The sequence below is a fragment of the Vibrio gallaecicus genome, from assembly GCF_024347495.1.
Classification (GTDB): domain Bacteria; phylum Pseudomonadota; class Gammaproteobacteria; order Enterobacterales; family Vibrionaceae; genus Vibrio; species Vibrio gallaecicus.
The window spans coordinates 940,821-965,359 of sequence record NZ_AP025491.1; the positions used below are offsets into that span (position 1 = coordinate 940,821).

Here is a 24,539-nt window from a genome sequence, read left to right on the forward strand (position 1 = left end):
CTCGATTTGAACTGAGAATGCCGAGCGTTGGGAATCTGCCTTAAACGCTTTGTTATGTGTTTTGTTTGCCGCTAAATAAGATCCTATTGGAAAATGGGTCTGTAATTGTAAAACACTCCCCACCCCATGGAGCTGATTCCAAAGCAGGATTACAATACATGTAATCTTTCTGCTCCAGCTCAGAAAACAGCTGCTGAATCTTATCTACGTTTACAAAGAGCTTACTTCCCGGAGTACCATCACCTGAGTGCTCACTCAAGTGAAAAACAAGATTGCCTTTTGATATTTGCATATAAAGCGGGAAGCCTTCTTCAAATCTATATTCCCAATCTAGATTCATACCTAAATAATCTAGATAAAACTCTTTCGCATTTTGAATATCGAAAATTCTGATAATGGGGATTGTCTGAAAGTTCATAGTTTTGCTTCTATCCTTGAAAACTCGGTATCTGAGTATGCACATAACGCCCAATTAAGTAGCTGACAACGCCACCAAGACACTCAAACTTACCACCTTAATTACTGAAGCTAAACCGAGTTGAAAATGCCAAGCGTTGACAGTCTGCTTAAATTGATTGTTATGTTAATTTACACGCTACTTTGGAATTGTATAAGTCACAGGCTTTTTAATGCTAAGTCTTGAGCCAGATATCACCACTTGACCTAACTTAATATTCCTAGATATTTCTCGTCGATTGACAAATATACTTTTCAAATTAATTAGCATAAACAAAATAAAGGTAAACCAAAGAAACCCAGAAATAACCGCTAAGAATTCATAATCTGTCAATCTACTTTCAGCAAAGTAAGAAGTGTATGCGCCAAAAACCAAGTAATAAAAATATGGCTTCTGCACAATTATTATTTCATTTTCCGTTTCTTTCCGATCAAAAACCCAAATCACTGTAGTTATTTCCTCTTGTTAACATAACGCCGCGTTAAGTAGTGAGCAACGCTACCACAGAACCTAACCATACCATACCACCGTAAACACAAAACCCAACGATGGAATGAAAAATGCCAAGCGTTGAGAATCTGTCTTAAACGCTTTGTTATATTTACCAAGCCACAATACTATCTAGGAGGGCTTCATGTCCTTTAAGCAAGTTCGACTCGATAACTTTTTCATCTGGAATACCATATTTACTACAAATTGCTTTAACACTTGAAGTATATGGTTCACCTGCAAACGGCGAGATGTATACAGCTTCAATAACTTCTGAAGCCAATGCTTTCACGAAATGAGATTCAGGTTTAATTTCCGCACCGCTCTCGACGCTAACTGTAGGAACAGTAAAAAGCCTAACCTCATTCTCATGCTGAAATGAGCTTCGCTTCAATAATGGAGATAGATGCCCGTCAGTAACACATTCTCTACCATCAATATTGGGGTCACTAAAGTCCATATACTTAACAGCACCGACCTGAACTGTAATATCTTGAACAAAGTGAGTTAATGCTCTTTGAAGGGAAGGAATACTTGTTTTTATAGCGACTCCTTTCTTATTGTCTGAGTACAGTTTCCACATCGCTTCAGACTCAACTGGGTTCGCGTGCCAACAATTAACAGCGATACTTTTATTAAGTTTCTTGTAGGTTTCTTTTGTTTTTGCCCCTAACCCCTCAATACCCTCTCGCATTGCTGTTAGTTGAGAGGGATTCGTACCCTCGCGTTGACACTGTTCTTCAAATTTTTTGTACTCATCCTTAAGTGCCTGAACTTCCGGAGCAAAGATTTTTCCATACAACTCAAATGCCTTTTTAGAAATATACCCCTCAAACGGGTCTGTTTTATTGTAAGTTTCAAGAGCCGTGAAATAGAAACTGTCAGTTTCAAGCAGATTAATTAATTTATCTAGGGACATATAGCGCCACAGTGAAGCACTTTGATCTACGCTATCTCCAATTTTTACACTAGCCAATTCAAACTCCTAATTTGATTGTAAATATAACGCCGCGTTAAGTAGTGAGCAACGCTTGCCACCTACCCTAAACCATTGCACCGTAAACACCAAAACTGATTTGAACTGAAAATGCCAAGCGTTGCGAATCACTCTTAAATGCTTTGTTATGTCACTACACACCACCAACGTCGTCACCACCACCAACGTCCCCTCCACCTAGCCCCTCTTGGGTACTTTTGCCCTCGTATTGGGCTGTAGAGCCATGAACTGAGGCATATTCCAAGTAAGCTTCAAAATCTGGGGCACAGTCTTGCTTGAACAAGACATTTCCTATTTCACGGTGAAACTCTGGGTGGGCACCGAAAGCTGTCGACAAACCCAAAGACATAAAGAAACTATGACTAGTTAGCATACCGTAGGCGTAGTTTGTATAGTTGAGGTCTTTTGATTTTCCTATAGCCCCTAGAGCCCAATCAATTTCCTCGGGGTTGTAGAAATCTTTTTTTCCGTACTTCACCGCAAGTCTTGGTGGAAGCTCTCTTGCAACAGATTTGATAATGTTCTTTTTCGTCCACTGAAACATATTTTCTCCTTGTGACATAACGCCGCATTAAGGTGTGAGCGACGCTTGGCTATACTTGAGCGAAGCGAAACTGCCAAGCGTTGCGAATCACTCTTAAATGCTTTGTTAGCTTTATTTTAACGTATTCAGCTCTTCTGTTAGCTGACTAAGCTTTTGCTTTTCTTCCGCGATCTTATCAGTATATTTCTTGACTTTGTCTGACTTATTGTCGTTTTGAGCCTCAAGTAAATCAGATTTATATTCTCTTATTTCTTCCTCAACTTCGGATATTTCAGAAGCTAGCTCTTCAACAAGTGATTCATTCGTACATGTCGACTTTGACTGATTCAAAGCGATTTTAAGCCCTTCCACTTTAGCTTGGTTTTCTTTACTGCTAGCTATAGTGATTTGCTTTTCTATTTCGCAAAACTTCCTCTCACAACCGACATACTTCCCGCATTCAAGGGGAGATGCAGAGACTAACTGTAAGCCTCCAGCAAGAAAGCTACACAGAACCAAATGTAGCTTAGTAAATCCATTTTTCATGTTGTATCTCCTATTGTTTGATGTATGAAGCTAACGCCCAATTAAGTAGCTGACAACGCTACCAATACACCCAAATTTACCGCCTAAATCACTGATGCTAAAACGAGTTGAAAATGCCAAGCGTTGACAGTCTGCTTAAATTGCTTGTTATATGATGACGCATTAATTAAAAAATTCATCTTCGGGAAGATCCCCGAAGCCGATGTCCTTCAAGTCAATTTCAAATACTTCAGCTTGTTGTTGCATTAGCGTAACTATTCTGTGGAAAGCCATCATATAGCCCGTGTTGAAATCACTTTTATCAGTATTACTCTCTGAAATTGACTCTAAAGCATACTCCTTTACTAGAGTACCTAAATCTCTCGAATAGCTTTCAAACTTATCATTAGACATATTATTCCTCGAATGCATATAACGCCCAATTAAGTAGCTGACAACGCTACCAATACACTCAAATTTAACACCTAAATCACTGAAGCTAAACCAAGTTGAAAATGCCAAGCGTTGACAGTCTGCTTAAATTGCTTGTTATGTTGAGGCTATCCACTGACTTTTTTGGACATATTGAAACCTGTAACCTCAAAACCTACATCTTTATATAATTTAAGTGCTCGTTCATTATGATACGCAACCCTAAGCTTTATTTGATTGATACCAATAGTTTTTAGCTGTGCTTCTAACGCTAATATTGATTGAGTTCCATAGCCACAACCTCGATATTCACTCGATACAAAGAAGTCGTAAATAAAAGTAGATTTGTCACTGATTTTAACTGAGTGCCAAAGGTACCCCACAAGCTTCAACTCACCACCAATTTCTGCATCAATGCAAAGTAATGAATGCTCATTACCTTCAAGCCCTTTAGGAAAGCAACGATGTAAGTCTTTCTTAGCTAATTCGATTGATACGTCTAAAGAGTGCCCATAATTCTTGGCAATTTCCTGACTATAATCATCAACAAAATACTGACAATAATCTGGATACTCTTCTTGCCGCATTTCTCTGAGTACAACCATATTCATCCTTAATCAGCGGTAAATTCAAACCGCAACATAACGCCCAATTAAGTAGCTGACAACGCTACCAATACACTCAAATTTAACACCATAACCACTGAAGCTAAACCGAGTTGAAAATGCCCAACGTTGACAGTCTGCTTAAATTGCTTGTTATGGCGCAGGTTCTTTAGGACTGATTCCATATTCATTAGAGCCAGGTTTACTATCCATTAAGGCGAAGAACAAAATTGCTAAGACACCAATGATTGGAATTAATAAGATAAAAGCCCAATAACCACTATGGCTACTATCGTGAATTCGGCGAACCGTTAGTGAAAGCGAAGGCAAAAAAATGAATATTCCATACACTCCACCAAGAAGACCACCACCCAGTTCTGGGTTAAAAGTACCCATTTGGTTATCTAAGAAAGCGAGAGCTAAACTAATAACTAAACTGATTAAATAGAAGTACCAAAACTCTTTTCGTCTGGCTCGACCTTTGAAGACTGCGTACTGCTTGATTGCACTAATGAAATATTCCACTTATCTCTCCTTGATGATGAAAAGTCGACTATGCGCCATAACGCCGCGTTAAGTAGTGAGCAACGCAGACCACCAAACCTAAACCAATGTGCCGTAAACACTAAATTCAAAGCAAACAGAAAATGCCAAGCGTTGGAAATCTGTCTTAAACGCTTTGTTAGTTTGCTTACATGATGAAGCCAAAGTTTAGCGCCAAGGTGCTGAATTGGTTATAAAACTACTGGCTTTGAGCACCAATGTAAAACTGAAAACTACAGAACTCAAGCCTAGCCAACAAAACACACTTGGCTAAGAAGCGACATGCGACAAACAGCCACAGTTTGAAGCATTTAAGCTGACAAAGGATTCATTCGACAAACCTGACAACCAAGTGCGACAAAGCCACTATTTACGGGTTAACCGTCAAGAAAAAGAAGTCGCGCGAGATTCACTAAGCGACCAAAATTACTGATGTGGAGAAATGAATAACGTTGAACTCACAGAGCCGAAAAACACCCTACGCGCGATGAGATTTGGTTGCACAATTTTCGAAAAGCGAACAGGTGTAAAGCATAGAAACCAGACTAGGCTCTTTGACCCAAAACGCTTTTCTACTTTTGCAAACTAACGCCGCGTTAAGTAGTGAGCAACGCCACCACCCTACCTAAAACCTTGCCACCTTAAACACTAAAGCTGACCCAAACTAAAAATGCCAAGCGTTGGGAATCTGCCTTAAACGCTTTGTTAGTTTGCTTACATGATGCAGCCAAAGTTTAGCGCCAAGGTGCTGAATTGGTTACAAAACTACTGGCTTTGACCGACAATGTAAAACTGAAAACTACGGAACTCAAACTCAACCAACAAAATGCACTTGGCTAAGAAGCGACATGCGATAAACAGCCACAGTTTGAAGCATTTGAGCTGACAAAGGATTCATTCGACAAACCTGACAACCAAGTGCGACAAAGCCACTATTTTACGGATTAACCACCAAGAAAAAGAAGCCGCGCGAGATGAACTAGGTGACTAAAGTTACTGATGCTGAGAAATGAATAACGTTGAATTCAAAGAGCTGAAAAACACCCTACGCGCGATGAAATTTGGTTACACAACTTTCGAAAAACGAACAGGTGTAAAGCATAGAAACCAGACTAGGCTCTTTGACCAAAACGCTTTTCTACTATTGCAAACTAACGCCGCGTTAAGTGGTGAGCAACGCTACCACTGCACTCAAGACATTATGCCATAAACACTGATGCATACCTTAAACTGAAACCGCCGAGCGTTGGGAATCCGTCTTGAACGCTTTGTTATGTGCGTGCTAAATCTGTGCGTACAATCTCAGCATGTCTTTGTGTTGAATACCATTTTCATAGATTGGTTCTGGGTAATTCAGAAGCACTTACAAAGGAAAATACTCCTGAGATACCGAGTATAGTAAATCGTGTTGATGCGATTGTTATGTTTATTGTTAAATAGCAATGGTGATTCTATTACCAGCAATTTTAACCATTTTTTCAATATCGGTATGATGATATTCTTTTTCGATAGTAATTAAACCTCCCTTCTCCACAACTTTCTCAACAATTTTAATTGCATCCGTATAGTGAATCTTTGATTCCTTCCCGATAAGAATATTAGCCCCAAGTTTTGCTATTTTTATAGCATCAGTATAATGCATAAGTATCACCAAATTAAATTGTAAATTAATATATGAATAAGACATTTAAGTAAACGTTATGATCCACTCTTTATGAGTATTCAGCGACAATGTTGACCATTAGAGTCTTATTAAGCAGTAAAACCCACACTTCCACCAAGGATATATGGGCAGAAATAATAAAAATCAATGTATATTAAGTACATAACGCCCAATTAAGTAGCTGACAACGCTACCGATATAATAAAACTTAACACCGTAATCATTAAAGCTAACCGAGCTTAAAATGCCAAGCGTTGGCAGTCTGCTTAAATTGCTTGTTAGGCTTTTATCGACTTAACCATTGAAGGTCATTTAGAATAGTGCCATCAAGGCGTTCTTTACCTTGAAGCCCAGTTTCACAAAAACCGTGCTTACGATAAAAATTCAAGGCTATTTGATTGGTGTCTAAAGCCCATAATACTATCTGTGTATAAGAGCTATTAAGCATACGTTTCTCGAAATAATCGAATAAGTCACTGCCAACGCCACGACCAAATAAGCCAGGAGCTACATACAGAGAATTAAGCTCGATAGAATTATTCGATTGCTCGCCTCGAGACTCTCGATAACTTAAAAAGCCAACAATCTCATTACCCATCTCAGCAACAAGTACCGATGCTAGGTTATCAGATAGCGTGTTACTCCATAACTTTTGTCTACATTCAATGTTATAGCTTTCAATGAACGACTTAGGTAGCAAACCATCATAAGCTTGAGCCCAAGAAGTCACGTGAACCAAAGCTATTGAGTGAGCATCTTTAATGTCTGCATCTTTAATGTCTGCATTTCTAATATTGATCTTCATAATTCCCTTTGTGAAGCCTAACGCCGCGTTAAGTAGTGAGCAACTCCTCCACCTAACCTGAACCATTGCACCGAAAACACCAAAGCTGACTTAAACTGAAAATGCCGAGCGTTGGGAATCTGCCTTAAACGCCTTGTTATGTTGAAGACGGTGATTCATTTTTTAGCAATAATCTACAATGACATACATACCCAGGTAATTTTTCCTTACCTTAAGTATAATTTCATTGCCCTCTTGCTGGCTCAACCAAAACTTTTTAGAAACGTAGAAGCCCAAGTGCCCATAAAGCTCATGATCAACACTCAATACATACCTCGTACCACCTCTATATACAGATTCAGTTGTTTTATTTAATACCTGTGTTGTTGTTTTAAATGATTGCCCTACTGATGTGTGTAAACTAATTAGACCTACAATACTTAAAATCACAAATAGATAGACTGAAGGACCTTGTCTTTGAAAAAAGTTCCTTTTATCAACAGGGATAGAATACATTTCTGACGCACTTCGTCGCTTATGAACAATAAAGCCTACACATAAGCTAACAACAGCTGTGACAACGATTAATTCGAATCCAAAAAAAACCTTACGCTGAACAATCATGCTGATCATCGCCGCTGTAAGCATTAAGAAAGGATGCATTAATAATCTTATATTTTGGATGTTAACCTCTCCATTTACATAACGCCCAATTAAGTAGCTGACAACGCTACCAATACACTCAAATTTACCACCTAAATCATTGAAGCTAAACCGAGTTGAAAATGCCGAGCGTTGACAGTCTGCTTAAATTGCTTGTTATGTACGTGGTGAAAGGTAAATACCTTGTTCCCGTAACTGAGTTTTGAGGTCGAGTAACTTCACCTGCGTAATAACTGCAATAAATAAATTCAGAATACAACTTGCCGTCAATAACAGAACGGCAACAGTACCCATTATATTTTTTACCGACACCAATAGGAGAATGACTGAAAGTAACAGTAGAAAAGTAGAGACCATTAACAAGCCTTCACTGCTTGAAAGCATGTACTTGTTAACAAGAGGCTCATGGGTGATTTTAACTTTGGATGCAAAGCCACCTAATTTTATAGAAATACTATTACCTGAAGAGCTATAGATTAGCCCATTTAAATCAAGAACATCTTCAATGCGCTTCAGCATAAAACCTACCATTAACTCAATAAACACGAAGTTTAATTTACTATTGGAGCTACATTTTCGTTCTTGATTTAAAACACATTTCGGGTGAATTTTTACAAATCACAGAAAAGTACATAACGCTAAGCTAAGCTAAGCTGCCGCAAACCGTGGCATATACTTTTGCGAAGCAAAAATGCCACGCGTTGGAGGTCTGCTTGAGCGCCTTGTTAGAACGTTATTCATAGGTATCGAGGTCTATTTTGTACTTACTTAAGACCTCCTGCATTTGAAGTTTTTTCTGACCTGCTGCAACCGCCATTACCTTTGCAGTTACATCTGAAATTTCACCTTTTGTAATGCCTGCTTTCTTTGACTGCGCTAGGTAGTATCGCGTACAAGGTAAGCAGTTCATTGCCATTGCTGCCGATAAACCAACTAGTAACTCAGTCTTGGTATCAAGGTGCTCATTTTCATGAGTGGAGTGATAAAACTCCTCATAAGGTTTTTGATGCTTCCCTAGCATGATATCTCCGTGTAAGTTCTAACGCCGCGTTAAGTAGTGAGCAACGCCACCACCTTACCTAAAACCTTGCCACCTTAAACACTAAAGCTGACCCAAACTGAAAATGCCGAGCGTTGGGAATCTGTCTTAAACGCTTTGTTATGTGATATTTGCGTCAAAGACAGTTTGAACAACATCGTAACCCGCATAATAGGCTTTTCTTGCCATTGATGTTTCATGTAACCAAACCCCAGTTTTGGGGTCCTCATGTGTATCTCGGCACACGTCAGGAAATATTCTGTCAAACAATGCGTCGCAATATTCAGTTTGTTCCTTTAATGCTGCCTTACGGCTTCCGATTAAGTTTTCTTCAAACATGACGTAGCTATTACAAATAAACCGAGGTCGGTGAAAAACAAAAACACATCTACCTTTAGGTAAACTGAGTCGTATACTTGTATGAGGGTTTAATTTGAACCAATAGAACAATATAGCAGCAGAGGAGATAGCATAACCCTCAAACTCTAAACATATGCGGCGGCTAGAGCTCTCTAACGCATCAATAAACTGACGAGTTGCCGTAATGTCTCCCCCTCCATTCCCATGTATACGAATAGTTAATGAACTTTCGCTACGATTAACTTCACTTATCGCATATTGAACAGACTCTGTGTCTAAATCGTTTAACTCGATCATCAGTTCCTCAAATCACATAACGCCCAATTAAGTAGCTGACAACGCTACTAATACACTCAAGTTTACCACCGGAATCACTGAATCTGAACCGAGATAAAAATGCCGAGCGTTGACAGTCAGCTTAAATTGCTTGTTATGTGCAAAGTTCCAACAGGTGATTGATTTGTTTTACACCTTTAGAAACTGAATGATTCGTGCACTTAGAGTTAAACCAAATTGCTTCAATACCGACTGAAATAGCAGGCTCAATATCTTTTTCATACGTATCCCCAACCATGATTATTGACTGTGGTTCAACATTTAAAACATTGATGATTTTGTGGAAGAATTCTGAGGTACCTTTACCGATACCAAGATTCGCTTTGCAAAAATAACCCGATATATAAGGAGACAAACCTACCCTGTCAAATGACAATTTAATATCAGTTTCGGACGAGTCGGCTGCGTTTGTTGCAATATAAACCCGGTGACTTTTTGATAACTCTTGAAGTGTTCGTAATGCTCCGTCCACAGCTTGAACTTTTACCCAATCGCACATTTTCCCCTTTTGGTCAGGGAAATCGACCATGAGGGTATTACCCCAGTCAAACAGGTAGATTTTAGTCATATTGCCTCCTTGCACATAACGATAAGTAGTGAGCAACGCCACCACCCTACCTAAAACCTTGCCACCTTAAACACTAAAGCTAACCCAAACTGATAATGCCAAGCGTTGGGAATCTGTCTTAAACGCTTTGTTAGTTTACTTACATGATGCAGCCAAAGTTTAGTACCAAGGTGCTGAATTGGTTACAAAACTACTGGCTTTGACCGACAATGTAAAACTGAAAACTACGGAACTCAAACACAACCAACAAAACGCACTTGGCTAAGAAGCGGCATGCGCTGCACAACCACAGTTTGAAGTACTTTGGCTGACAAAGGATTCATTCGACCAACCTGAAGACCAATTGCGACAAAGCCACTTGTTAACGAGTTAGACACAAAAAAAGAAGCCGCGCGAGATGCACTAAATGACCAAAGTTACTAACGCGGAGAAATGAATAACGTTGAACTCAAAGAGCCGTAAGACAACCTACGCGCGATGAGATTTGGTTGCACAACTTTCGAAAAGCGAGCAGGTGTAAAGCACAGAAACCGAACTAAGCTCTTTGACTAAAAACGCTTTTCTACTTTTGCAAACTAACGCCGCGTTAAGTAGTGAGCAACGCCTGCCACCTAACCTAAACCATTGCACCGTAAACACCAAAACTGACTTGAACTGAAAATGCCGAGCGTTGGGAATCTGTCTTAAACGCTTTGTTAGTTTGCTACTCGATGCAGCCAAAGTTTAGCGCCAAGGTGCTGAATTGGTTATAAAACTACTGGCTTTGAACACCAATGTAAAATTGAAAACTACGGAACTCAAACCCAACCAACAAAACGAGTTCGGCTAAGAAGCGACATGCGATAAACAACCACGGTTTGAAGCACCTTAGCTGGCAAAGAATTCATTCGATGAACCTGACAACCAAGTGCGACAGAGCCATTCATTAGCGAATGAGCCACCAAGAAGAAGAAGCAGCGCGAGATGCACTAAGCGACCAAAGTTACTAACGCGGAGAAATGAATAACGCTACACTCAAAGAGCCGAAAAACACCCTACGCGCGATGAGATTTGGTTGCGCAACTTTCGAAAAGCGAACAGGTGTAAAGTGTAGAAACCTGACTAGGTTCTTTGACCAAAAACGCTTTTCTACTTTTGCAAACTAACGCCCAATTAAGTAGCTGACAACGCTACCAATACACTCAAACCTACCACCGAAATCACTGAAGCTAAACTGAGTTGAGAATGCAAAGCGTTGACAGTCTGCTTAAATTGCTTGTTAGAACTGTACTACAGAGCAATTGTAAGTTTGATTTCCATTAGGTTTTTAGCTAACTCCTCGTTTGCTGGCATTGGGAATACGCCTACAGCTTTCACAGCTTTTTCACTGTGCTCACATAGTTTCTCATAGCCACTTGTGCTTATTTCTGTAACATTGCCATGCTCACTTAAATGTATATTAAGCGTACAACTCTTACCTTCAAGCCCATCAGACAAAATCAATTCATTCTGAATCATTTGGGTATAGATTTGTCCATATTTATTTAGCTCAGACGGGGCTAACTTGCCTATACTGCTATTGCTTTGAACAGCACAGCCAGAGATCGCAAATACCATACTTGAAGCTATACAAATATATCGAAATGGAGCCTTCATCCTATTTATCCCCTAAAAGTTCTAACGCCCAATTAAGTGTGAGCAACGTTGCCACCTTATTCAAACACTGCAACGTAATCACCAAACCAATAGAAACCGAAAGCGCCGAGCGTTGCGAATCAGCTTGAATTGTTTGTTAGGTGATTAGTACGATGCACCATTGATCTTCCTAATTGGGATACAAGAAAGCACTTCATTTTCAGCCATTCTCATATTTACAGCTAAGACATCTTCGGAACATTTCTGTGTCGTTACATAATGCGTTAAACAACCACATGAGTTGCACCGATGAAATTCTACTTCTTTGTCACCCCAACAATAGAAAGCCGTTTTCTCATCCATGCTAATTTGAATTTGTTCTGGAGAAAAGTACGCCCAAGCCGCAGCATAGCGACGACAAATAAAACAGTGACACTTTAATTCCATTCGATGATTCCCTGTATTCACCTAACGCCCAATTAAGTAGCTGACAACGCTACCAATACACTTAAATTTACCGCCTAAATCACTGAAGCTAAAACAAGCTGAAAATGCCAAGCGTTGGCAGTCTGCTTAAATTGCTTGTTATGTACGATGTTCCGAAAGTAGCTTCCAATCAGTAGCGTTCAATACACTTTTAGGGAGGTAAATAATACGTTTCTGCATAACACCCGCTGAATATGAAACCTTTAATACCGAGCCTATTTCATAAGGGAGAAAACTACGCCATAAAGTGATGTCACAACCTGAATTATTCAAAAAACATTATTATTAGATACTTTTAGCGATACGTTTTTAAATTTCACCCATAACATTGAAATTTTAATAGCAGTTCCAGCACTAAATACCATTAAAAAAAGGTGAAGTTGTTGAAAATAACCACCTGACAACAAATACAAAAAACTCAATAAAGTTATGATAAATACAAACTCAGATAAGACATACTTTCTAAAGTTCAATTTAATGTAAGTATCGATAATTACCTCCTAGTACATAACGCCCAATTAAGTAGCTGACAACGCTACCAATACACTCAAATTTAACACCGAAATCACTGAAGCTAAACCGAGCTGAAAATGCCAAGCGTTGACAGTCTGCTTAAATTGTTTGTTAGGCATTTTTGCTTAATATTTGCACTGCAATTTGAGCGGCTTTTCTGGTGTAGTTACTACAATTAGATCGAAGGTTATGAGAACGGAAATACTCCATACCCTCTTCAGTTCCAATGTCACAGCCTAAAAGTTTATGGCAGTCTTTTGCACCGAACTCACTTTCAAATTTTTCAACCAATTCCTGCGTTGCTTCGTACGTAGTAGAGACCGTATCACTTAGAGATTCACGGCCTAAAACTAAACTAATACCCATAACCGCTCCTGATAGAGCGCCACATGGTCCACACGTTCTGGCCATGCCACTACAAAATCCAGTCGCCATTTTTGAAGCTAAATGCTCATCTACACCTTGATACTCAGCGATAGCAGAAACAACACTTTCTGCGCACAAAAGCCCACTTTCAAAATGAGCTTCAGCTAACCTACCAAATTTAACTGATTCTTCCATGACAACAACCTCCTTAATGCCTAACGCCGCGTTAAGTGGCGAGCAACGCCTACCACCCTACCTAAACCATTGTGACATAAACACTTAACCCAAAGTAAGCCGAAAACGCCAAGCGTTGGGAGTCCGTCTTGAACGCTTTGTTATGCCTGTGCCAACGTTTTCAAAGAACTAGGGACGATGAGCTTGTGAACTGGAGCAACAAAAAACATGTACACTTTGCCAAACATGTTATGTACATGCACCACCGTGGTTGCGTGTACTGTAATTTTATCGCCAACTACGTCCAGTAAAAACGACACTCTTACATCAAGATGTTTGTCACTGTCCTCTAAGACAATTTCAGTATCACTATTGCTAAGTAACGTGAAAATACCGACTCTCTCACCAACGCCAATGTTTGCTAAATTTTCCGCTGACATAGCATCCTGAAGTCGACCTAAGTGCTTTAAACCAAGCACTGATACGATGCGATTTCTCGTTGCCATTAAGAATGAAACCCACGCTGGCGTTTGTTTCGCGATTTCAAGATAGACATCGAGTGCGGTTTGGTTATTGTTAGGGATTTCGCGTGAAAAGCTATCAGCGAAATAAGCCCCTTTGGCATAATCAAACAACTCAGAATGTTTTGGAATTGACATGTATTTCCTCCAAAAGGCATAACGCCGCATTAAGTGGTGAGCAACGCAGACCTCTTAACTTAAAGTATTGTGCTGTAAACACTAAATTTAAAGCAAACCAAAGATGACGAGCGTTGGGAATCCGTCTTAAATGCTTTGTTAAATTCCGCCGTCTAGGCATTGGTGCACAATTTCAGACACTTCCCAGAAGGGCTGATAATCGTCATTAACAGTACGATTTAATGGGTAAACAATTTGCTCAAATGACTCTGTGTAACAGATAAAGATAGCTTCAAACACCCCAACTTGACCAAGAGCCCATTGAGCGTTCATATAACCATCTCTATCTTTTCGGTAATCTTGCTTCCGAAAGTGCTCTTTAGCTTTGATATACTCATCCCTATGCTCATCTTTAACTACACCTGGGGCGCAATACAATGGTATACTGTGTGCAGCGGGATCTCTAAACTCCTTAAGTTCAAAAAACCAATCTTTATATTGATTAAGCTGACTAACCACATCAGGCTTTAATAACTTCAAAGATTCTTGGAATTTTTTTGAAAACAAGCCGATATGGGTTCTTTTCTTGTTGTTTTCTCTCGCTCCATCAATAACATTTAACTCATACTGTAGAGCCCATGCTAGGTTATCAATGGCACCGATCAGGTTTAGGTAGTAAGCGTTTAGGAGGATATTAATATTTGTCGTTTCGTAGGGGTCTAAGTTTTTCCCTCCCGACTTTTCAATAATCTGAGTTAATTGAAAATGAGTCTCCATCATTTGGAGAGCACGAATGCCATACCCCTGTCTAAGGTAATGCATAGCTTCATTATTAGATATTTTTGATGAAAGCTCTTGAAACTTTCCAATTGTGAATGAATCTCTGACCATTTTTACCTCAGGAATTTAACGCCGCGTTAAGTAGTGAGCAACGCCGACCACAATACCTAAACCATTGTGCCGTAAACACTAAATTCAAAGCAAACCGAAAATGCCGAGCATTGGGAATCTGTCTTAAACGCTTTGTTATGAGCCGTGTTTCAAGAATACGCCTTCTTGTCTTAATTGAGCGCGTAAATCCAACAATTGTATATTTGTCGAAATTACTGCAAACAGATTCCCGATTGCTATTGCAAACATTAAACCTGCGCTATAGCCCATCCACCACTGCGCATCAGGCTGATAAAGAGAATTAAAAGCTAGGCAGAAAAATACAATACTTGATATGAACAAACGCAATTCACCGCAGCTAACTCTGTATGTATTAGTCGCATAATCATAGTGAACTTTAACTTGTGAGCACAAGCCACCAAGTTTAATGTGCATCCTAGTTTCGCCGCTTTCATACACTATACCATTTAGGTCCAGCACTTTTTCTATACGTTCAAGCATACTTTTCTTATCCTTTGAATTTGATAATCAGATAAGACTATGACCAAAAGCAATTAAGCTCATATCATATGACGTAATTCACGAGAGACTTCACATTAAGATTAGGCTCATAACGCCCAATTAACGTGTGAGCAGCGCAAACACTGAACTTAAACATTGCCCCGTAAACACTAAACTCAACCCGAAGTGAAAGCGCCAAGCGTTGCGAATCACTGTTGAATTGTTTGTTATGTCTTACCACAAACATATGATTTACTTGAGAAAGAACTGCTATTTCTCACTGGTTTTCTGAGCTAAACCACAAGGTAAGAACCAACTTGGCAACCAAAGGCGATTAACCTAAAACCACTAATTCCACTTCCCTGCCCAATGAGGCAACCCGACCGAGCAACAACAAGCGCCCTTTCTTTCCAACCAAAGCGCAAAACAATGCTGAATTGCCGAGGCAACTGCCAAGCATAGATACTAATTGGCAAAGAACCTCAAAGCGACTTTGAGTCAGTTAAACCAAAAACCGACCGCCACGACCTGATAATGAGGCAACCCACGAATATTGGCTGTTTTACGGGCTGAGAGATTCAAGAACTTAGACCGACAATGCGGATTTGTTGAGTCTACTAGGGACGAACTGCCTGAGGGACAAAGAGCTTGAGCCTAAGATATTTAAGTCTTTGAAATACAAGTAAACATAACGCCCAATTAAGTAGCTGACAACGCTACCAATACACTCAAATTTAACACCAAAATCACTGAAGCTAAACCGAACTGAAAATGCCAAGCGTTGGCAGTCTGCTTAAATTGTTTGTTATGTGACATTTCTACGTTGTGACTCTTTTTGATATTTTGACTCTCTATGAAGCCAAATCCCCCAATATACGAAGAACATGAAAGCTGAGAAAACAAAATAATTAAGAACTTGTTCGCTTAAATATTGGAAAAGAGTTTCAGCCGGTGACGATGAATACTGAAAAAGTACATTGAATAAGATGTAGAACATAGTTATCAAAAAGCAGCTTTTGGAGATCCAAGTAAGAAAACCCTGCTCCCTTACTTTTTGCCAGTGTTCGAACATTTTATTTTTCATACAACACCTTATTTACCGATAATATAATTCTAAATTCTCATAACATTACGGATCTATCGACTTTTTCAACTTGTCACATAACGCCCAATTAAGTAGCTGACAACGCAACCAATACACTCAAATTTACCATCTAAATCACTGAAGCTAAACTGAGTTGAGAATGCAAAGCGTTGACAGTCTGCTTAAATTGCTTGTTATGGTGCAATTCTCAATGATGGCCACCTGACTAGCCAACCTTTTTGACTTACCCGTTGTTCAAATGTTTCTAGTGACCTTTGGGGATTATGTGTGACGCAGTAATTAAACAAAGATTCAAACCCAAATGACGAAATACACTCATATTGATTTGGGCCTACTTTTCGGATGGCAACCGCTGTTTCTTTTTCGGGCCAGTAACTCATTGCATCCAATGAACTCGTATATGGATCATCACCATTACGCACATGCATCACGGCTTGATTGCGTACTTGCCAATTAAGTTCAGGCATCCAACTATTAAGTTGTGCTTCATATAACAAGTAGGATTCAGAATGTAATTCATCAGGGTCAAAATAGATCACATCCACATCGTTCAATGGTGTCGGCTTTTCGAAGTTGTGTAATGAATCCCAAACCAGGTTACGCACAAATCCAGCGGCTATAAAGCACTGAGGCAAACCCAGTTGTGCAACACAATCTAAAGTCTTTACCCTAGTTGATTCTTGCTTAATTAATTCTACGATTTTGTTCATTTTCGACCTGCGCCATAACGCCCTGTTAAGTTGCAGACCAACGTAAACCTGAACCTAAAGTAACGCACCTATTACACCAACAACCATTGGAACTGAAAATGCCACGCGTTGGCTGTCAGCTTAAACAGTTTGTTATAACACTTACACGTATTTTCTAACTTCAAAGCTCTGAGTCGTAGTACTAAACACGCCGACACAAACTTCATCAAATGGGAGTTGAGCGATAACACCACCATTGTTAGAAATTATTTTACTACCTCCGAGCCCATGATTCTTTGGGTTATTCAACGAATGAGGCCAGTTACATTGAATAACCATAGCTACTAAAGACCGCGCTATTTTCGCTGAATCTGTATCATAAGTGGCACTTTCAGTTTTGAATGGTAATTCGCGCTTACCAATGTAGCTTGGCCATAATATATAAGATGGGGACTCAGCAGATAACTGCTCTACCACGCTACTGACATCGCTTGCTTCTCTGCAAAGGTAGGTACTAAACACACCAAGTTTATGCTTTAAAACAGGGCGTTCATACCCAGGTTTAAAAAATGTAGATTCACCTTCTGTTAGCCCAATTTTACACCATATTGGCTCTATACAACCTTGTTCATTTACAGCAGCATACGCGTTATAAACAACCCTACCTTTAACTAGCGGATAACCAATAAAAGCTAATATCTTTGATTTTTTACATTGGGTTGATATTTCTTTTAAAGCATTCTCAATTATCGAAGATTGAGTCTGTTTCTTTATTTCACGATGAAAACCAGTAATTGCTAACTCTGGAAATACAAGAATATCCAAATCTCTGTGTTCAGAAATAATATTACAAATCGTTTTCGTATTTTCCTCGACCGTCCAATTCATGGACATTTGAGCTATTCCAACTTTCAACGAGCACCTCAATTAAATTATATAAATGAACTAGTGTTATAACGCCGCGTTAAGTGGTGAGCAACGCCAACCACCAGACCTGAACTATTGTGCCGTAATCACTTAAGCTGAATTAAACCGAAAGCGCCAAGCGTTGGGAATCCGTCTTAAACGCCTTGTTAACTTTTTAGTCGAAGTCCATCGTATAGAGAACTTCTGGACACTTACGGCACTTAAACTTATAAACCGCTGGACTACCACCTTTCTGGTAGCCCGCAAGTATACTTACCCAAATATCGAGTTTGATCATTTCTTTCTCTAAAAATGAATCAAGTGCCTCTCCCGACAAAGCCTGCAACTCTTCTTTCTCAGCGTCTCCATGGAACTCACAGGCATCGTTACAATGGCTTTGCCATTGCTCTTGTTGCCACGAGTTATAGCCAGGTGTTCGTTCACAAACTTCTGAAACAACACTTTTGCCTAAACCTGCACTTATTAATGGGTAATCATCAATATACGTACCGTCAAACTTTTTTGAAGCTAAACCATCGGCTATGCACCAAGGGCAGATAAATTCTACTTCTTCTTGAGCATAGAGGGTTGATGAGTAAATATAACCAGTTGTTTTTTCACAACATTCGCAAACTTCATCACTAACCTCAATTGATCCAGTAGCCAAAGGATCAGGGTGATATTTAAATATGGGAAGTTTCATTACCTCTCCTCAAAAGTTAACGCCCAATTAAGTAGCTGACAACGCTACCGATATACTAAAACTTAACACCGTAATCACTAAAGCTAACCGAGCTGAAAATGCCAAGCGTTGGCAGTCTGCTTAAATTGCTTGTTAGGCTTTTATCGACTTAACCATTTGAAGGTCATTTAGAATAGTGCCATCAAGACGTTCTTTACCTTGAAGCCCCGTTTCACAAAAACCGTGCTTAAGATAAAAATTCAAGGCTATTTGATTGGTGTCTAAAGCCCATAATACTATCTGTGTATAAGAGCTATTAAGCATACGTTTCTCGAAATAATCGAATAAGTCACTGCCAACGCCACAACCAAATAAGCCAGGAGCTACATACAGAGAATTAAGCTCGATAGAATTATTCGATTGCTCGCCTCGAGGCTTTCGATAACTTAAAAAGCCAACAATCTCATTACCCATCTCAGCAACAAGTACTGATGCTAGGTTATCAGATAGCGTGTTACTCCATAACTTTTGTCTACGTTCAATGTTATAGCTTTCAATGAACGACTTAGGCAGCAAACCATCATAAGCTTGAGCCCAAGAAGTCACGTGAACCAAAGCTATTGAGTGAGCATCTTTAATGTCTGCATTTCTAATATTGATCTTCATAATTCCCTTTGTGAAGCCTAACGCCGCGTTAAGTAGTGAGTAACGCCTGCCACCTAACCTAAACCATTGCACCGTAAACACCAAAACTGACTTGAACTGAAAATGCCGAGCGTTGGGAGTCTGTCTTAAACGCTTTGTTAGTTTGCTTACATGATGCAGCCAAAGTTTAGCGCCAAGGTGCTGAATTGGTTGCAAAACTACTGGTTTTGAACACCAATGTAAAACTGAAAACTACAGAACTCTAACCCAGACAACAAAACGCACTTGGCTAAGAAGCGACATGCGCTGCACGACCACAGTTTGAAGTACTTTGGCTGACAAAGGATTCATTCGACCAACCTGACAACCAAGTTCAACGAACCGACCTTTCTGTGACCGACTCACCAAGAAAAAGAAACAGCGCGAGAAGCACTAAGCGACCAAAATTACTGATGTGGAGAAATGAATAACCTTGAACTCACAGAGCCGAAAAACACCCTACGCGCACTGATGATTTGGTTGCACAACTTTCGAAAAACGAGCAGGTGTAAAGCATAGAAACCAGACTAGGCTCTTTTACTACAAACGCTTTTCTACTTTTGCAAACTAACGCCGCGTTAAGTGGTGAGCAACGCCAACCACCCTACCTAAACCATTGTGACATAAACACTTAACCGAAAGTAAGCCGAAAACGCCAAGCGTTGGGAATCCGTCTTGAACGCTTTGTTAGTTGCACAACGCGCGCTGAATTTTTTGCTTATTGTCGATAATGTATTTTATATCATCGAGATAAGATTGAAGATGACCATGCTCGATGTTCTCAGAAAATTGTTCGCTACCATTGACTGCTTCTTGCCGCATGAAACTGACTAGTGCGTTTAGACGTATAACCATATAATCTGCGAGTTGTTCCCGCTGAGCCAACGAAGCGCCATAACTGTCGCAAAATACCTTAGCTCTTGTAGTTTGTTCCTCAATTGAACCTAGCCTATCGACACTGCCCGTTTTAAACGGAGCCCAGCAATAAAGTGAATATGCTAAATCCCAAACCCTTGGTGCAGGATGCGAGGTATCGAAGTCAAATACGCCACTCACAACATTACCGGTGAGAGCTACATTATATGGGGTAAAGTCACCATGACATATGACCTCAAATGGCTCTCGAGGTTCTAACATCCAAGGCAAGCTACTCAGTTCAATATTACTAACGAATGTTGCTGTTGAGTCGTGAAGCTTTCTTAGCAATTTAGCGGCGGACACCAAAGCCTCTTGTGTAGCGATAGCACCCGTTAGCGGGTAATTGAATGTGTCACCAGTTACAAAACTTAACTTCTCTTGATCACCCTCAACACCGAGAAACTGAGGTGCTTCGTTGAATCCATACTCTTTTAAGTGTTCTAGTAACCGATGAATCGTAATGCTCCAAGGCTGAATTGGTCGATAAACAACATCGCCATCTCGGAATATTGAAGACTCTCTTCCACCTGATAATTCTTCCATGATTCTCCATTTGCAACTAACGCCCAATTAAGTAGCTGACAACGCTACCAATACACTCAAATTTACCACCGAAATCACTGAAGCTAAACCGAGTTGAAAATGCCAAGCGTTGGCTGTCTGCTTAAATTGCTTGTTATACATACATTGCACCATAGATTGCTAGTAAGCCGATTGGAAGGAGCAATATCCATTGTGGAAGTTTTACAAAAACCTTAGATCCAAAAAAATACAACCCAACCGCCACAAACACTGATGCATACAGAATATATAAAAATCCTAGCGACTGAATTAGGAAATAGAGTGAATCAATACCATACCAACCGACGTATAAAAGCATTAGAGAGCTAACAAACAAAGTGACCGAGACAAGATGCCAACAAGCTAGAAGCGTTGCTTTCGGGATATCATCAAGCTTTGACTTTAGAAAAGGTCTAACCGGGTCTATTTGACCTGCAAATACATGCACTAACGTAGTAAACAGGGCTAATAACCCCGAGCTAAATATCCATATATTCATAATATACTCCGTATGTATAACGCCCAATTAAGTAGCTGACAACGCTACCAATACCCTAAACTTACCACCTAAATCACTAAAGCTAAACCGAACTGAAAATGCCAAGCGTTGGCAGTCTGCTTAAATTGCTTGTTATGTTGGCTTGCTGCACCCTCTAACAAACCCCTTTATTACTTCAATTTCAGATAACTCCGTTTTCTTTGCTACCCATGGAGCAGACTTCTTTTCTAGGTTGTAAGGCATGCTCCAATAGCCAGTCATAGTTTCATTTTTCAAATACCCGCTAAAATATAAACCTTGTCCTTCATTCTTCACTCTATCATCAGGGTAAAGTACAAGTTCGATTGCCTCCTGTTCAATAGTTCCTGAAATAGTAGCTAGATCTTTTAGGCAGACGCTGGTTTTACCAGTACCAGAGATGCTCGACCCATCAATAGATAACGTCAAATATATCGATGGTAGATCAACACCTTTAATTGAATAATCCAAAACCCAGTTTTGCTCTTGAGCACTAACGGAATTTGGAAAAGAATAATAACCGACTACTAGTAGTACAAAAAAATTATGACCACGCATACGCTAAACCTTTTTCGACGACATAACGCCACGTTAAGTAGTGAGCAACGCCAACCACCCAACCTAAACCATTGCACCTTAAACACTTAACCCAACTTAGAATGCAAAATGCCAAGCGTTGGGAATCTGCCTTAAACGCCTTGTTATAGCGCTTTGCCGTTTACAAATGACCAATGATGAGGCATTAATTCTCGTATAGTTTTGAAAACCAATGCATTATCTGAAGTCGTAATTGCTGCTTTAACATCCCCACCCCAGTGGACAAGGCGCTCTTGGCAAACCCCGCATGGTGACAAGATTAGAAACTCATCGTTCTCATTTTCACGACACAGACATAATGAGTGAGTCACTCGCTCATTGAGTTTGTGAGCCTCTAAATACGCTCCCACTTCCATGCATAGGGAAAGAGCATCGTTTTGGGTATCAGGAGCAACGCTTGTTAATATTTTGCCTGACTCTGTTCTAATAGCTGCGGCACCACCCCAACCCGAAGGGTATCGCATGTTTACTAATTCTACTGCCGCTTGATAAAGCTCTTTTTCGATACTATCCATCACCATCCATCTTCAATTTTATCGGGCGCTATAACGCCGCGTTAAGTAGTGAGCAACGCCTGCCACCTAACCTAAACCATTGCACCGTAAACACCACAACTGACTTGAACTGAAAATGCCGAGCGTTGGGAATCTGTCTTAAACGCTTTGTTAGTTTGATGACTTACACGGTCACAGAAGATGTTTCCTAGTTAACTACCGCCTTACACAAAAGCTATTTAATGTGTATTCTTCAACTCCCCAAATCACATCTCCTTTTTCATCTACAGTATTATAAAATTCAAACAAAGAACCATCTACGATTTTACTTGAGGTTGTACTAGTCCATTTTTCTCCGCTATTTAGAGCAGTCTCGATAGTTGTTGTATAAATTTTATTTTGGTTATCATCTAATGTGATTGTTGCCTTCATCACCTTAGACTGATCAGGTTTTAGGTGATCTTTATAATCTACGCTTTGATCTGTAAACGTTAAGGTGAAACGTTGTGCAGAGATGCTGTCTGTTGCAGTTTTTTCACAATCAAAGATAACATCACCTGAATTACAACCTGAAATAAGTGCTGTAGATATAAGTACTAAAAATACGTTTTTCATTGATTTTCTCGAAGTATTGATATTGATAAGTAGTTTAACAGTTAGTAACCATTCCAACATATAATACATCATACCATTTAATCGATACTTTAAAAAGTGTTGCACTAAGCGGGTTAAACTAACGCCGCGTTAAGTGGTGAGCAACGCTAACCACCCTACCTAAACCATTGTGCCGTAAACACTAAAGCAGAATCAAACTGAAAATGCCAAGCGTTGGGAATCCGTCTTAAACGCTTTGTTATAACCATTTTTCCATGTGCAGAAGACCCCAATCTTCACCTTCAAATGACCTAGTACCAACTTCATATGAGGTTACTGAAAAACCCAATGACTCATAGCAGTTTCTAGCCACTGTATTTTGCTCAAAAACGGCAAGTGACAATACGTTAGTTGTGTACTTTTCTTTTGCTAGTTCGATTAACTGACCTAGCATTTGCTTAGAAATAGCCTGACCACGAAAGCCATTTGATACAAATACTCGACAGATTCGGAAATGGGACTCAGCTACTTTGAAGAGTTCAATATAACCAGCGTTTTCCCCTGAAACGACAAAGATAAAAGGAAGCACTTCAGGCTGAGTACAATGTCGGCTAATTTGTTCGAAATTCAATGGAAACTCGAACTTTGGACCACCCCATAGGTAGTTCAATTTATCCGAGTCAATCCAGTCAATAAGTAACTCGTAGTCTTCCTTTTCGAATGCTCTCAGTTCCATTTTTTCCTCAAAGGTTATAACGCCGCGTTAAGTAGTGAGCAACGCAAACCACCAAACCTAAACCATTGTGCCGTAGACACTAAAGCTGAATCAAACTAAAAATGCCGAGTGTTGCGAATCTTCCTTAAACGCTTTGTTATGTATATCAACCGTATAGTGAGATATTAATATTTGGATTCACGGATACCCTTACTCCATAAGGAATTGGTGATATTCCATCGTACCTACTGCCAAAACTTTTCACAGGAGCAAACTCTAGGTACTCACCCGTAGAATCCAGTTTCCTAATTACGCCCTCACAACCGATTAGTCTCATTGAAAATAAAGTAGATTGATTGTGGCAATTAATCAGTTCAAATCGCACGTCGCCATCATATTGATACACCGTAATAGAAAGCTGTATACCCCCTTTTTCTACAGTGTATTTATGCCAGATTCCATCTACCTCTTGCTCAGGAATAACCTCTAAGACTGTCAATACATCTATTTCATCCCAAACTAACATTAAAACTCCCGATATACATAACGCCGCGTTAAGTAGTGAGCAACGCCTGCCACCTAACCTAAACCATTGCACCGCAAACACCAAAACTGACTTGAACTGAAAATGCCGAGCGTTGGGAATCTGCCTTAAACGCTTTGTTAGTTTGCTTACATGATGCAGCCAAAGTTTAGCGCCAAGGTGCTGAATTGGTTACAAAACTACTGGCTTTGAACGACAATGTAAAATTGAAAACTACAGAACTCTAACCCAGACAACAAAACGCACTTGGCTAAGAAGCGACATGCGCTGCACAACCACAGCTTGAAGTACTTTGGCTGACAAAGGATTCATTCGACAAACCTGACAACCAAGTGCAACAAAGCCACTATTTAACAGATTAACTAC

General features: G+C 39.8%; 33 protein-coding genes and 1 pseudogene. 1 reads left to right on the forward strand and 33 read right to left on the reverse strand.

Going from position 1 to position 24,539, the window contains the following annotated elements; all coding sequences use genetic code 11:
* Nucleotides 1–52: 52 nt before the first annotated feature.
* The 7 genes from OCU78_RS18810 to OCU78_RS18840 all read right to left on the reverse strand — a co-directional run bounded on the left by OCU78_RS18810 (nucleotide 53) and on the right by OCU78_RS18840 (nucleotide 4,553).
* Nucleotides 53–418: a glyoxalase superfamily protein gene (locus OCU78_RS18810; protein WP_137375679.1), complete on the reverse strand. Its 366-nt coding sequence runs from the start codon at nucleotides 416–418 to the stop codon at nucleotides 53–55.
* A 640-nt stretch (nucleotides 419–1,058) separates the two neighbouring features.
* On the reverse strand, nucleotides 1,059–1,922 hold the full coding sequence (locus OCU78_RS18815; RefSeq protein ID WP_137375680.1) for a DUF2971 domain-containing protein: 864 nt from the start codon (nucleotides 1,920–1,922) through the stop codon (nucleotides 1,059–1,061).
* Between the two features lie 154 nt (nucleotides 1,923–2,076).
* A complete protein-coding gene (locus OCU78_RS18820; protein WP_137375681.1) occupies nucleotides 2,077–2,487 on the reverse strand; it encodes a hypothetical protein in 411 nt (136 codons plus the stop codon).
* A gap of 111 nt (nucleotides 2,488–2,598) precedes the next feature.
* Nucleotides 2,599–3,012 carry a DUF1090 domain-containing protein gene (locus tag OCU78_RS18825; RefSeq protein ID WP_137375682.1) on the reverse strand — a complete coding sequence of 138 codons (414 nt, stop codon included), beginning with the start codon at nucleotides 3,010–3,012 and terminating at the stop codon, nucleotides 2,599–2,601.
* 162 nt (nucleotides 3,013–3,174) lie between these two features.
* Complete coding sequence (locus OCU78_RS18830) at nucleotides 3,175–3,405, reverse strand: hypothetical protein (protein WP_137375683.1); 231 nt, start codon at nucleotides 3,403–3,405, stop codon at nucleotides 3,175–3,177.
* Between the two features lie 146 nt (nucleotides 3,406–3,551).
* Nucleotides 3,552–4,028, reverse strand: a complete 477-nt coding sequence (locus OCU78_RS18835; protein WP_137375684.1) for a GNAT family N-acetyltransferase — start codon at nucleotides 4,026–4,028, stop codon at nucleotides 3,552–3,554.
* 153 nt (nucleotides 4,029–4,181) lie between these two features.
* Nucleotides 4,182–4,553, reverse strand: coding sequence for a DUF805 domain-containing protein (locus OCU78_RS18840; protein ID WP_261856035.1), 372 nt, complete (start codon nucleotides 4,551–4,553; stop codon nucleotides 4,182–4,184).
* Between the two features lie 1,027 nt (nucleotides 4,554–5,580).
* Between OCU78_RS18840 and OCU78_RS18845 the strand changes: the two genes are divergently transcribed.
* A complete protein-coding gene (locus OCU78_RS18845) occupies nucleotides 5,581–5,781 on the forward strand; it encodes a hypothetical protein (protein ID WP_137375777.1) in 201 nt (66 codons plus the stop codon).
* 72 nt (nucleotides 5,782–5,853) lie between these two features.
* Here OCU78_RS18845 and OCU78_RS23020 read toward each other — a convergent pair.
* The 26 genes and pseudogenes from OCU78_RS23020 to OCU78_RS18980 form a co-directional block, all read right to left on the reverse strand.
* Nucleotides 5,854–5,931: pseudogene (locus OCU78_RS23020) on the reverse strand (GNAT family N-acetyltransferase); the annotation flags it as partial.
* 72 nt (nucleotides 5,932–6,003) lie between these two features.
* Nucleotides 6,004–6,213 carry a hypothetical protein gene (locus OCU78_RS18850; protein ID WP_137375776.1) on the reverse strand — a complete coding sequence of 70 codons (210 nt, stop codon included), beginning with the start codon at nucleotides 6,211–6,213 and terminating at the stop codon, nucleotides 6,004–6,006.
* 307 nt (nucleotides 6,214–6,520) lie between these two features.
* The gene (locus OCU78_RS18855; protein ID WP_167494099.1) at nucleotides 6,521–7,039 is read right to left on the reverse strand and encodes a GNAT family N-acetyltransferase; all 519 of its coding nucleotides are present in this window, start codon (nucleotides 7,037–7,039) and stop codon (nucleotides 6,521–6,523) included.
* Between the two features lie 162 nt (nucleotides 7,040–7,201).
* Nucleotides 7,202–7,681 (reverse strand): hypothetical protein, encoded by a 480-nt coding sequence (locus tag OCU78_RS18860; protein WP_261856036.1) that lies wholly within the window; start codon nucleotides 7,679–7,681, stop codon nucleotides 7,202–7,204.
* A gap of 156 nt (nucleotides 7,682–7,837) precedes the next feature.
* Nucleotides 7,838–8,200 carry a hypothetical protein gene (locus OCU78_RS18865; RefSeq protein WP_137375756.1) on the reverse strand — a complete coding sequence of 121 codons (363 nt, stop codon included), beginning with the start codon at nucleotides 8,198–8,200 and terminating at the stop codon, nucleotides 7,838–7,840.
* Nucleotides 8,201–8,414: 214 nt separating this feature from the next.
* Nucleotides 8,415–8,702, reverse strand: coding sequence for a carboxymuconolactone decarboxylase family protein (locus OCU78_RS18870; RefSeq protein WP_012604262.1), 288 nt, complete (start codon nucleotides 8,700–8,702; stop codon nucleotides 8,415–8,417).
* Between the two features lie 138 nt (nucleotides 8,703–8,840).
* Nucleotides 8,841–9,377 carry a hypothetical protein gene (locus OCU78_RS18875; RefSeq protein WP_137375755.1) on the reverse strand — a complete coding sequence of 179 codons (537 nt, stop codon included), beginning with the start codon at nucleotides 9,375–9,377 and terminating at the stop codon, nucleotides 8,841–8,843.
* Between the two features lie 133 nt (nucleotides 9,378–9,510).
* Nucleotides 9,511–9,984, reverse strand: coding sequence for an HAD family hydrolase (locus OCU78_RS18880; protein WP_137375754.1), 474 nt, complete (start codon nucleotides 9,982–9,984; stop codon nucleotides 9,511–9,513).
* Nucleotides 9,985–10,217: 233 nt separating this feature from the next.
* Nucleotides 10,218–10,361: a hypothetical protein gene (locus tag OCU78_RS18890; protein ID WP_167494097.1), complete on the reverse strand. Its 144-nt coding sequence runs from the start codon at nucleotides 10,359–10,361 to the stop codon at nucleotides 10,218–10,220.
* An 892-nt stretch (nucleotides 10,362–11,253) separates the two neighbouring features.
* Nucleotides 11,254–11,619 carry a cell envelope integrity protein TolA gene (locus tag OCU78_RS18895; protein ID WP_137375736.1) on the reverse strand — a complete coding sequence of 122 codons (366 nt, stop codon included), beginning with the start codon at nucleotides 11,617–11,619 and terminating at the stop codon, nucleotides 11,254–11,256.
* Nucleotides 11,620–11,763: 144 nt separating this feature from the next.
* Entirely contained in the window at nucleotides 11,764–12,045 is a 282-nt protein-coding gene (locus OCU78_RS18900) for a GFA family protein (protein WP_240701805.1), read from the reverse strand.
* Nucleotides 12,046–12,708: 663 nt separating this feature from the next.
* Nucleotides 12,709–13,158 carry a C-GCAxxG-C-C family protein gene (locus tag OCU78_RS18905; protein ID WP_137375651.1) on the reverse strand — a complete coding sequence of 150 codons (450 nt, stop codon included), beginning with the start codon at nucleotides 13,156–13,158 and terminating at the stop codon, nucleotides 12,709–12,711.
* Between the two features lie 140 nt (nucleotides 13,159–13,298).
* Nucleotides 13,299–13,796 carry a DUF2867 domain-containing protein gene (locus tag OCU78_RS18910; protein WP_137375737.1) on the reverse strand — a complete coding sequence of 166 codons (498 nt, stop codon included), beginning with the start codon at nucleotides 13,794–13,796 and terminating at the stop codon, nucleotides 13,299–13,301.
* 138 nt (nucleotides 13,797–13,934) lie between these two features.
* Nucleotides 13,935–14,666 carry a hypothetical protein gene (locus OCU78_RS18915; RefSeq protein ID WP_137375739.1) on the reverse strand — a complete coding sequence of 244 codons (732 nt, stop codon included), beginning with the start codon at nucleotides 14,664–14,666 and terminating at the stop codon, nucleotides 13,935–13,937.
* A 135-nt stretch (nucleotides 14,667–14,801) separates the two neighbouring features.
* Nucleotides 14,802–15,167, reverse strand: coding sequence for a hypothetical protein (locus OCU78_RS18920; RefSeq protein ID WP_137375740.1), 366 nt, complete (start codon nucleotides 15,165–15,167; stop codon nucleotides 14,802–14,804).
* 1,278 nt (nucleotides 15,168–16,445) lie between these two features.
* Nucleotides 16,446–16,982, reverse strand: a complete 537-nt coding sequence (locus OCU78_RS18930) for a nucleotidyltransferase family protein (RefSeq protein ID WP_137375700.1) — start codon at nucleotides 16,980–16,982, stop codon at nucleotides 16,446–16,448.
* 141 nt (nucleotides 16,983–17,123) lie between these two features.
* Nucleotides 17,124–17,876 carry a carbon-nitrogen hydrolase family protein gene (locus OCU78_RS18935; protein ID WP_180033760.1) on the reverse strand — a complete coding sequence of 251 codons (753 nt, stop codon included), beginning with the start codon at nucleotides 17,874–17,876 and terminating at the stop codon, nucleotides 17,124–17,126.
* 166 nt (nucleotides 17,877–18,042) lie between these two features.
* Complete coding sequence (locus OCU78_RS18940; protein ID WP_137375702.1) at nucleotides 18,043–18,570, reverse strand: CbrC family protein; 528 nt, start codon at nucleotides 18,568–18,570, stop codon at nucleotides 18,043–18,045.
* A 132-nt stretch (nucleotides 18,571–18,702) separates the two neighbouring features.
* Entirely contained in the window at nucleotides 18,703–19,215 is a 513-nt protein-coding gene (locus OCU78_RS18945; RefSeq protein WP_137375703.1) for a GNAT family N-acetyltransferase, read from the reverse strand.
* A gap of 705 nt (nucleotides 19,216–19,920) precedes the next feature.
* Nucleotides 19,921–20,694, reverse strand: a complete 774-nt coding sequence (locus OCU78_RS18950) for a phosphotransferase (protein ID WP_137375704.1) — start codon at nucleotides 20,692–20,694, stop codon at nucleotides 19,921–19,923.
* Nucleotides 20,695–20,827: 133 nt separating this feature from the next.
* A complete protein-coding gene (locus OCU78_RS18955; protein ID WP_137375705.1) occupies nucleotides 20,828–21,211 on the reverse strand; it encodes a hypothetical protein in 384 nt (127 codons plus the stop codon).
* 132 nt (nucleotides 21,212–21,343) lie between these two features.
* Nucleotides 21,344–21,787: a hypothetical protein gene (locus tag OCU78_RS18960; RefSeq protein WP_137375706.1), complete on the reverse strand. Its 444-nt coding sequence runs from the start codon at nucleotides 21,785–21,787 to the stop codon at nucleotides 21,344–21,346.
* Between the two features lie 143 nt (nucleotides 21,788–21,930).
* Nucleotides 21,931–22,341 (reverse strand): cytidine deaminase, encoded by a 411-nt coding sequence (locus OCU78_RS18965; RefSeq protein WP_137375707.1) that lies wholly within the window; start codon nucleotides 22,339–22,341, stop codon nucleotides 21,931–21,933.
* 195 nt (nucleotides 22,342–22,536) lie between these two features.
* Nucleotides 22,537–22,935, reverse strand: coding sequence for a hypothetical protein (locus tag OCU78_RS18970; RefSeq protein WP_137375708.1), 399 nt, complete (start codon nucleotides 22,933–22,935; stop codon nucleotides 22,537–22,539).
* A 238-nt stretch (nucleotides 22,936–23,173) separates the two neighbouring features.
* On the reverse strand, nucleotides 23,174–23,650 hold the full coding sequence (locus OCU78_RS18975; protein WP_137375709.1) for a GNAT family N-acetyltransferase: 477 nt from the start codon (nucleotides 23,648–23,650) through the stop codon (nucleotides 23,174–23,176).
* A gap of 145 nt (nucleotides 23,651–23,795) precedes the next feature.
* Entirely contained in the window at nucleotides 23,796–24,227 is a 432-nt protein-coding gene (locus tag OCU78_RS18980) for a Ypar14, super integron cassette (RefSeq protein WP_261856037.1), read from the reverse strand.
* Nucleotides 24,228–24,539 lie beyond the last annotated feature (312 nt).

Bases quoted from the DNA above. Each gene is read 5' to 3' on its own strand.
- OCU78_RS18955 (WP_137375705.1), bottom strand. From the start codon at position 21,211: ATGAATATATGGATATTTAGCTCGGGGTTATTAGCCCTGTTTACTACG.
- OCU78_RS18945 (WP_137375703.1), bottom strand. From the start codon at position 19,215: ATGAAGATCAATATTAGAAATGCAGACATTAAAGATGCTCACTCAATA.
- OCU78_RS18965 (WP_137375707.1), bottom strand. From the start codon at position 22,341: ATGGATAGTATCGAAAAAGAGCTTTATCAAGCGGCAGTAGAATTAGTA.
- OCU78_RS18835 (WP_137375684.1), bottom strand. From the start codon at position 4,028: ATGGTTGTACTCAGAGAAATGCGGCAAGAAGAGTATCCAGATTATTGT.
- OCU78_RS18930 (WP_137375700.1), bottom strand. From the start codon at position 16,982: ATGAACAAAATCGTAGAATTAATTAAGCAAGAATCAACTAGGGTAAAG.
- OCU78_RS18905 (WP_137375651.1), bottom strand. From the start codon at position 13,158: ATGGAAGAATCAGTTAAATTTGGTAGGTTAGCTGAAGCTCATTTTGAA.
- OCU78_RS18915 (WP_137375739.1), bottom strand. From the start codon at position 14,666: ATGGTCAGAGATTCATTCACAATTGGAAAGTTTCAAGAGCTTTCATCA.
- OCU78_RS18950 (WP_137375704.1), bottom strand. From the start codon at position 20,694: ATGGAAGAATTATCAGGTGGAAGAGAGTCTTCAATATTCCGAGATGGC.
- OCU78_RS18870 (WP_012604262.1), bottom strand. From the start codon at position 8,702: ATGCTAGGGAAGCATCAAAAACCTTATGAGGAGTTTTATCACTCCACT.
- OCU78_RS18920 (WP_137375740.1), bottom strand. From the start codon at position 15,167: ATGCTTGAACGTATAGAAAAAGTGCTGGACCTAAATGGTATAGTGTAT.
- OCU78_RS18895 (WP_137375736.1), bottom strand. From the start codon at position 11,619: ATGAAGGCTCCATTTCGATATATTTGTATAGCTTCAAGTATGGTATTT.
- OCU78_RS18880 (WP_137375754.1), bottom strand. From the start codon at position 9,984: ATGACTAAAATCTACCTGTTTGACTGGGGTAATACCCTCATGGTCGAT.
- OCU78_RS18940 (WP_137375702.1), bottom strand. From the start codon at position 18,570: ATGAAACTTCCCATATTTAAATATCACCCTGATCCTTTGGCTACTGGA.
- OCU78_RS18820 (WP_137375681.1), bottom strand. From the start codon at position 2,487: ATGTTTCAGTGGACGAAAAAGAACATTATCAAATCTGTTGCAAGAGAG.
- OCU78_RS18830 (WP_137375683.1), bottom strand. From the start codon at position 3,405: ATGTCTAATGATAAGTTTGAAAGCTATTCGAGAGATTTAGGTACTCTA.
- OCU78_RS18810 (WP_137375679.1), bottom strand. From the start codon at position 418: ATGAACTTTCAGACAATCCCCATTATCAGAATTTTCGATATTCAAAAT.
- OCU78_RS18875 (WP_137375755.1), bottom strand. From the start codon at position 9,377: ATGATCGAGTTAAACGATTTAGACACAGAGTCTGTTCAATATGCGATA.
- OCU78_RS18860 (WP_261856036.1), bottom strand. From the start codon at position 7,681: ATGCATCCTTTCTTAATGCTTACAGCGGCGATGATCAGCATGATTGTT.
- OCU78_RS18975 (WP_137375709.1), bottom strand. From the start codon at position 23,650: ATGGAACTGAGAGCATTCGAAAAGGAAGACTACGAGTTACTTATTGAC.
- OCU78_RS18910 (WP_137375737.1), bottom strand. From the start codon at position 13,796: ATGTCAATTCCAAAACATTCTGAGTTGTTTGATTATGCCAAAGGGGCT.
- OCU78_RS18900 (WP_240701805.1), bottom strand. From the start codon at position 12,045: ATGGAATTAAAGTGTCACTGTTTTATTTGTCGTCGCTATGCTGCGGCT.
- OCU78_RS18850 (WP_137375776.1), bottom strand. From the start codon at position 6,213: ATGCATTATACTGATGCTATAAAAATAGCAAAACTTGGGGCTAATATT.
- OCU78_RS18970 (WP_137375708.1), bottom strand. From the start codon at position 22,935: ATGAAAAACGTATTTTTAGTACTTATATCTACAGCACTTATTTCAGGT.
- OCU78_RS18865 (WP_137375756.1), bottom strand. From the start codon at position 8,200: ATGCTGAAGCGCATTGAAGATGTTCTTGATTTAAATGGGCTAATCTAT.
- OCU78_RS18825 (WP_137375682.1), bottom strand. From the start codon at position 3,012: ATGAAAAATGGATTTACTAAGCTACATTTGGTTCTGTGTAGCTTTCTT.
- OCU78_RS18855 (WP_167494099.1), bottom strand. From the start codon at position 7,039: ATGAAGATCAATATTAGAAATGCAGACATTAAAGATGCAGACATTAAA.
- OCU78_RS18845 (WP_137375777.1), top strand. From the start codon at position 5,581: ATGAATAACGTTGAATTCAAAGAGCTGAAAAACACCCTACGCGCGATG.
- OCU78_RS18960 (WP_137375706.1), bottom strand. From the start codon at position 21,787: ATGCGTGGTCATAATTTTTTTGTACTACTAGTAGTCGGTTATTATTCT.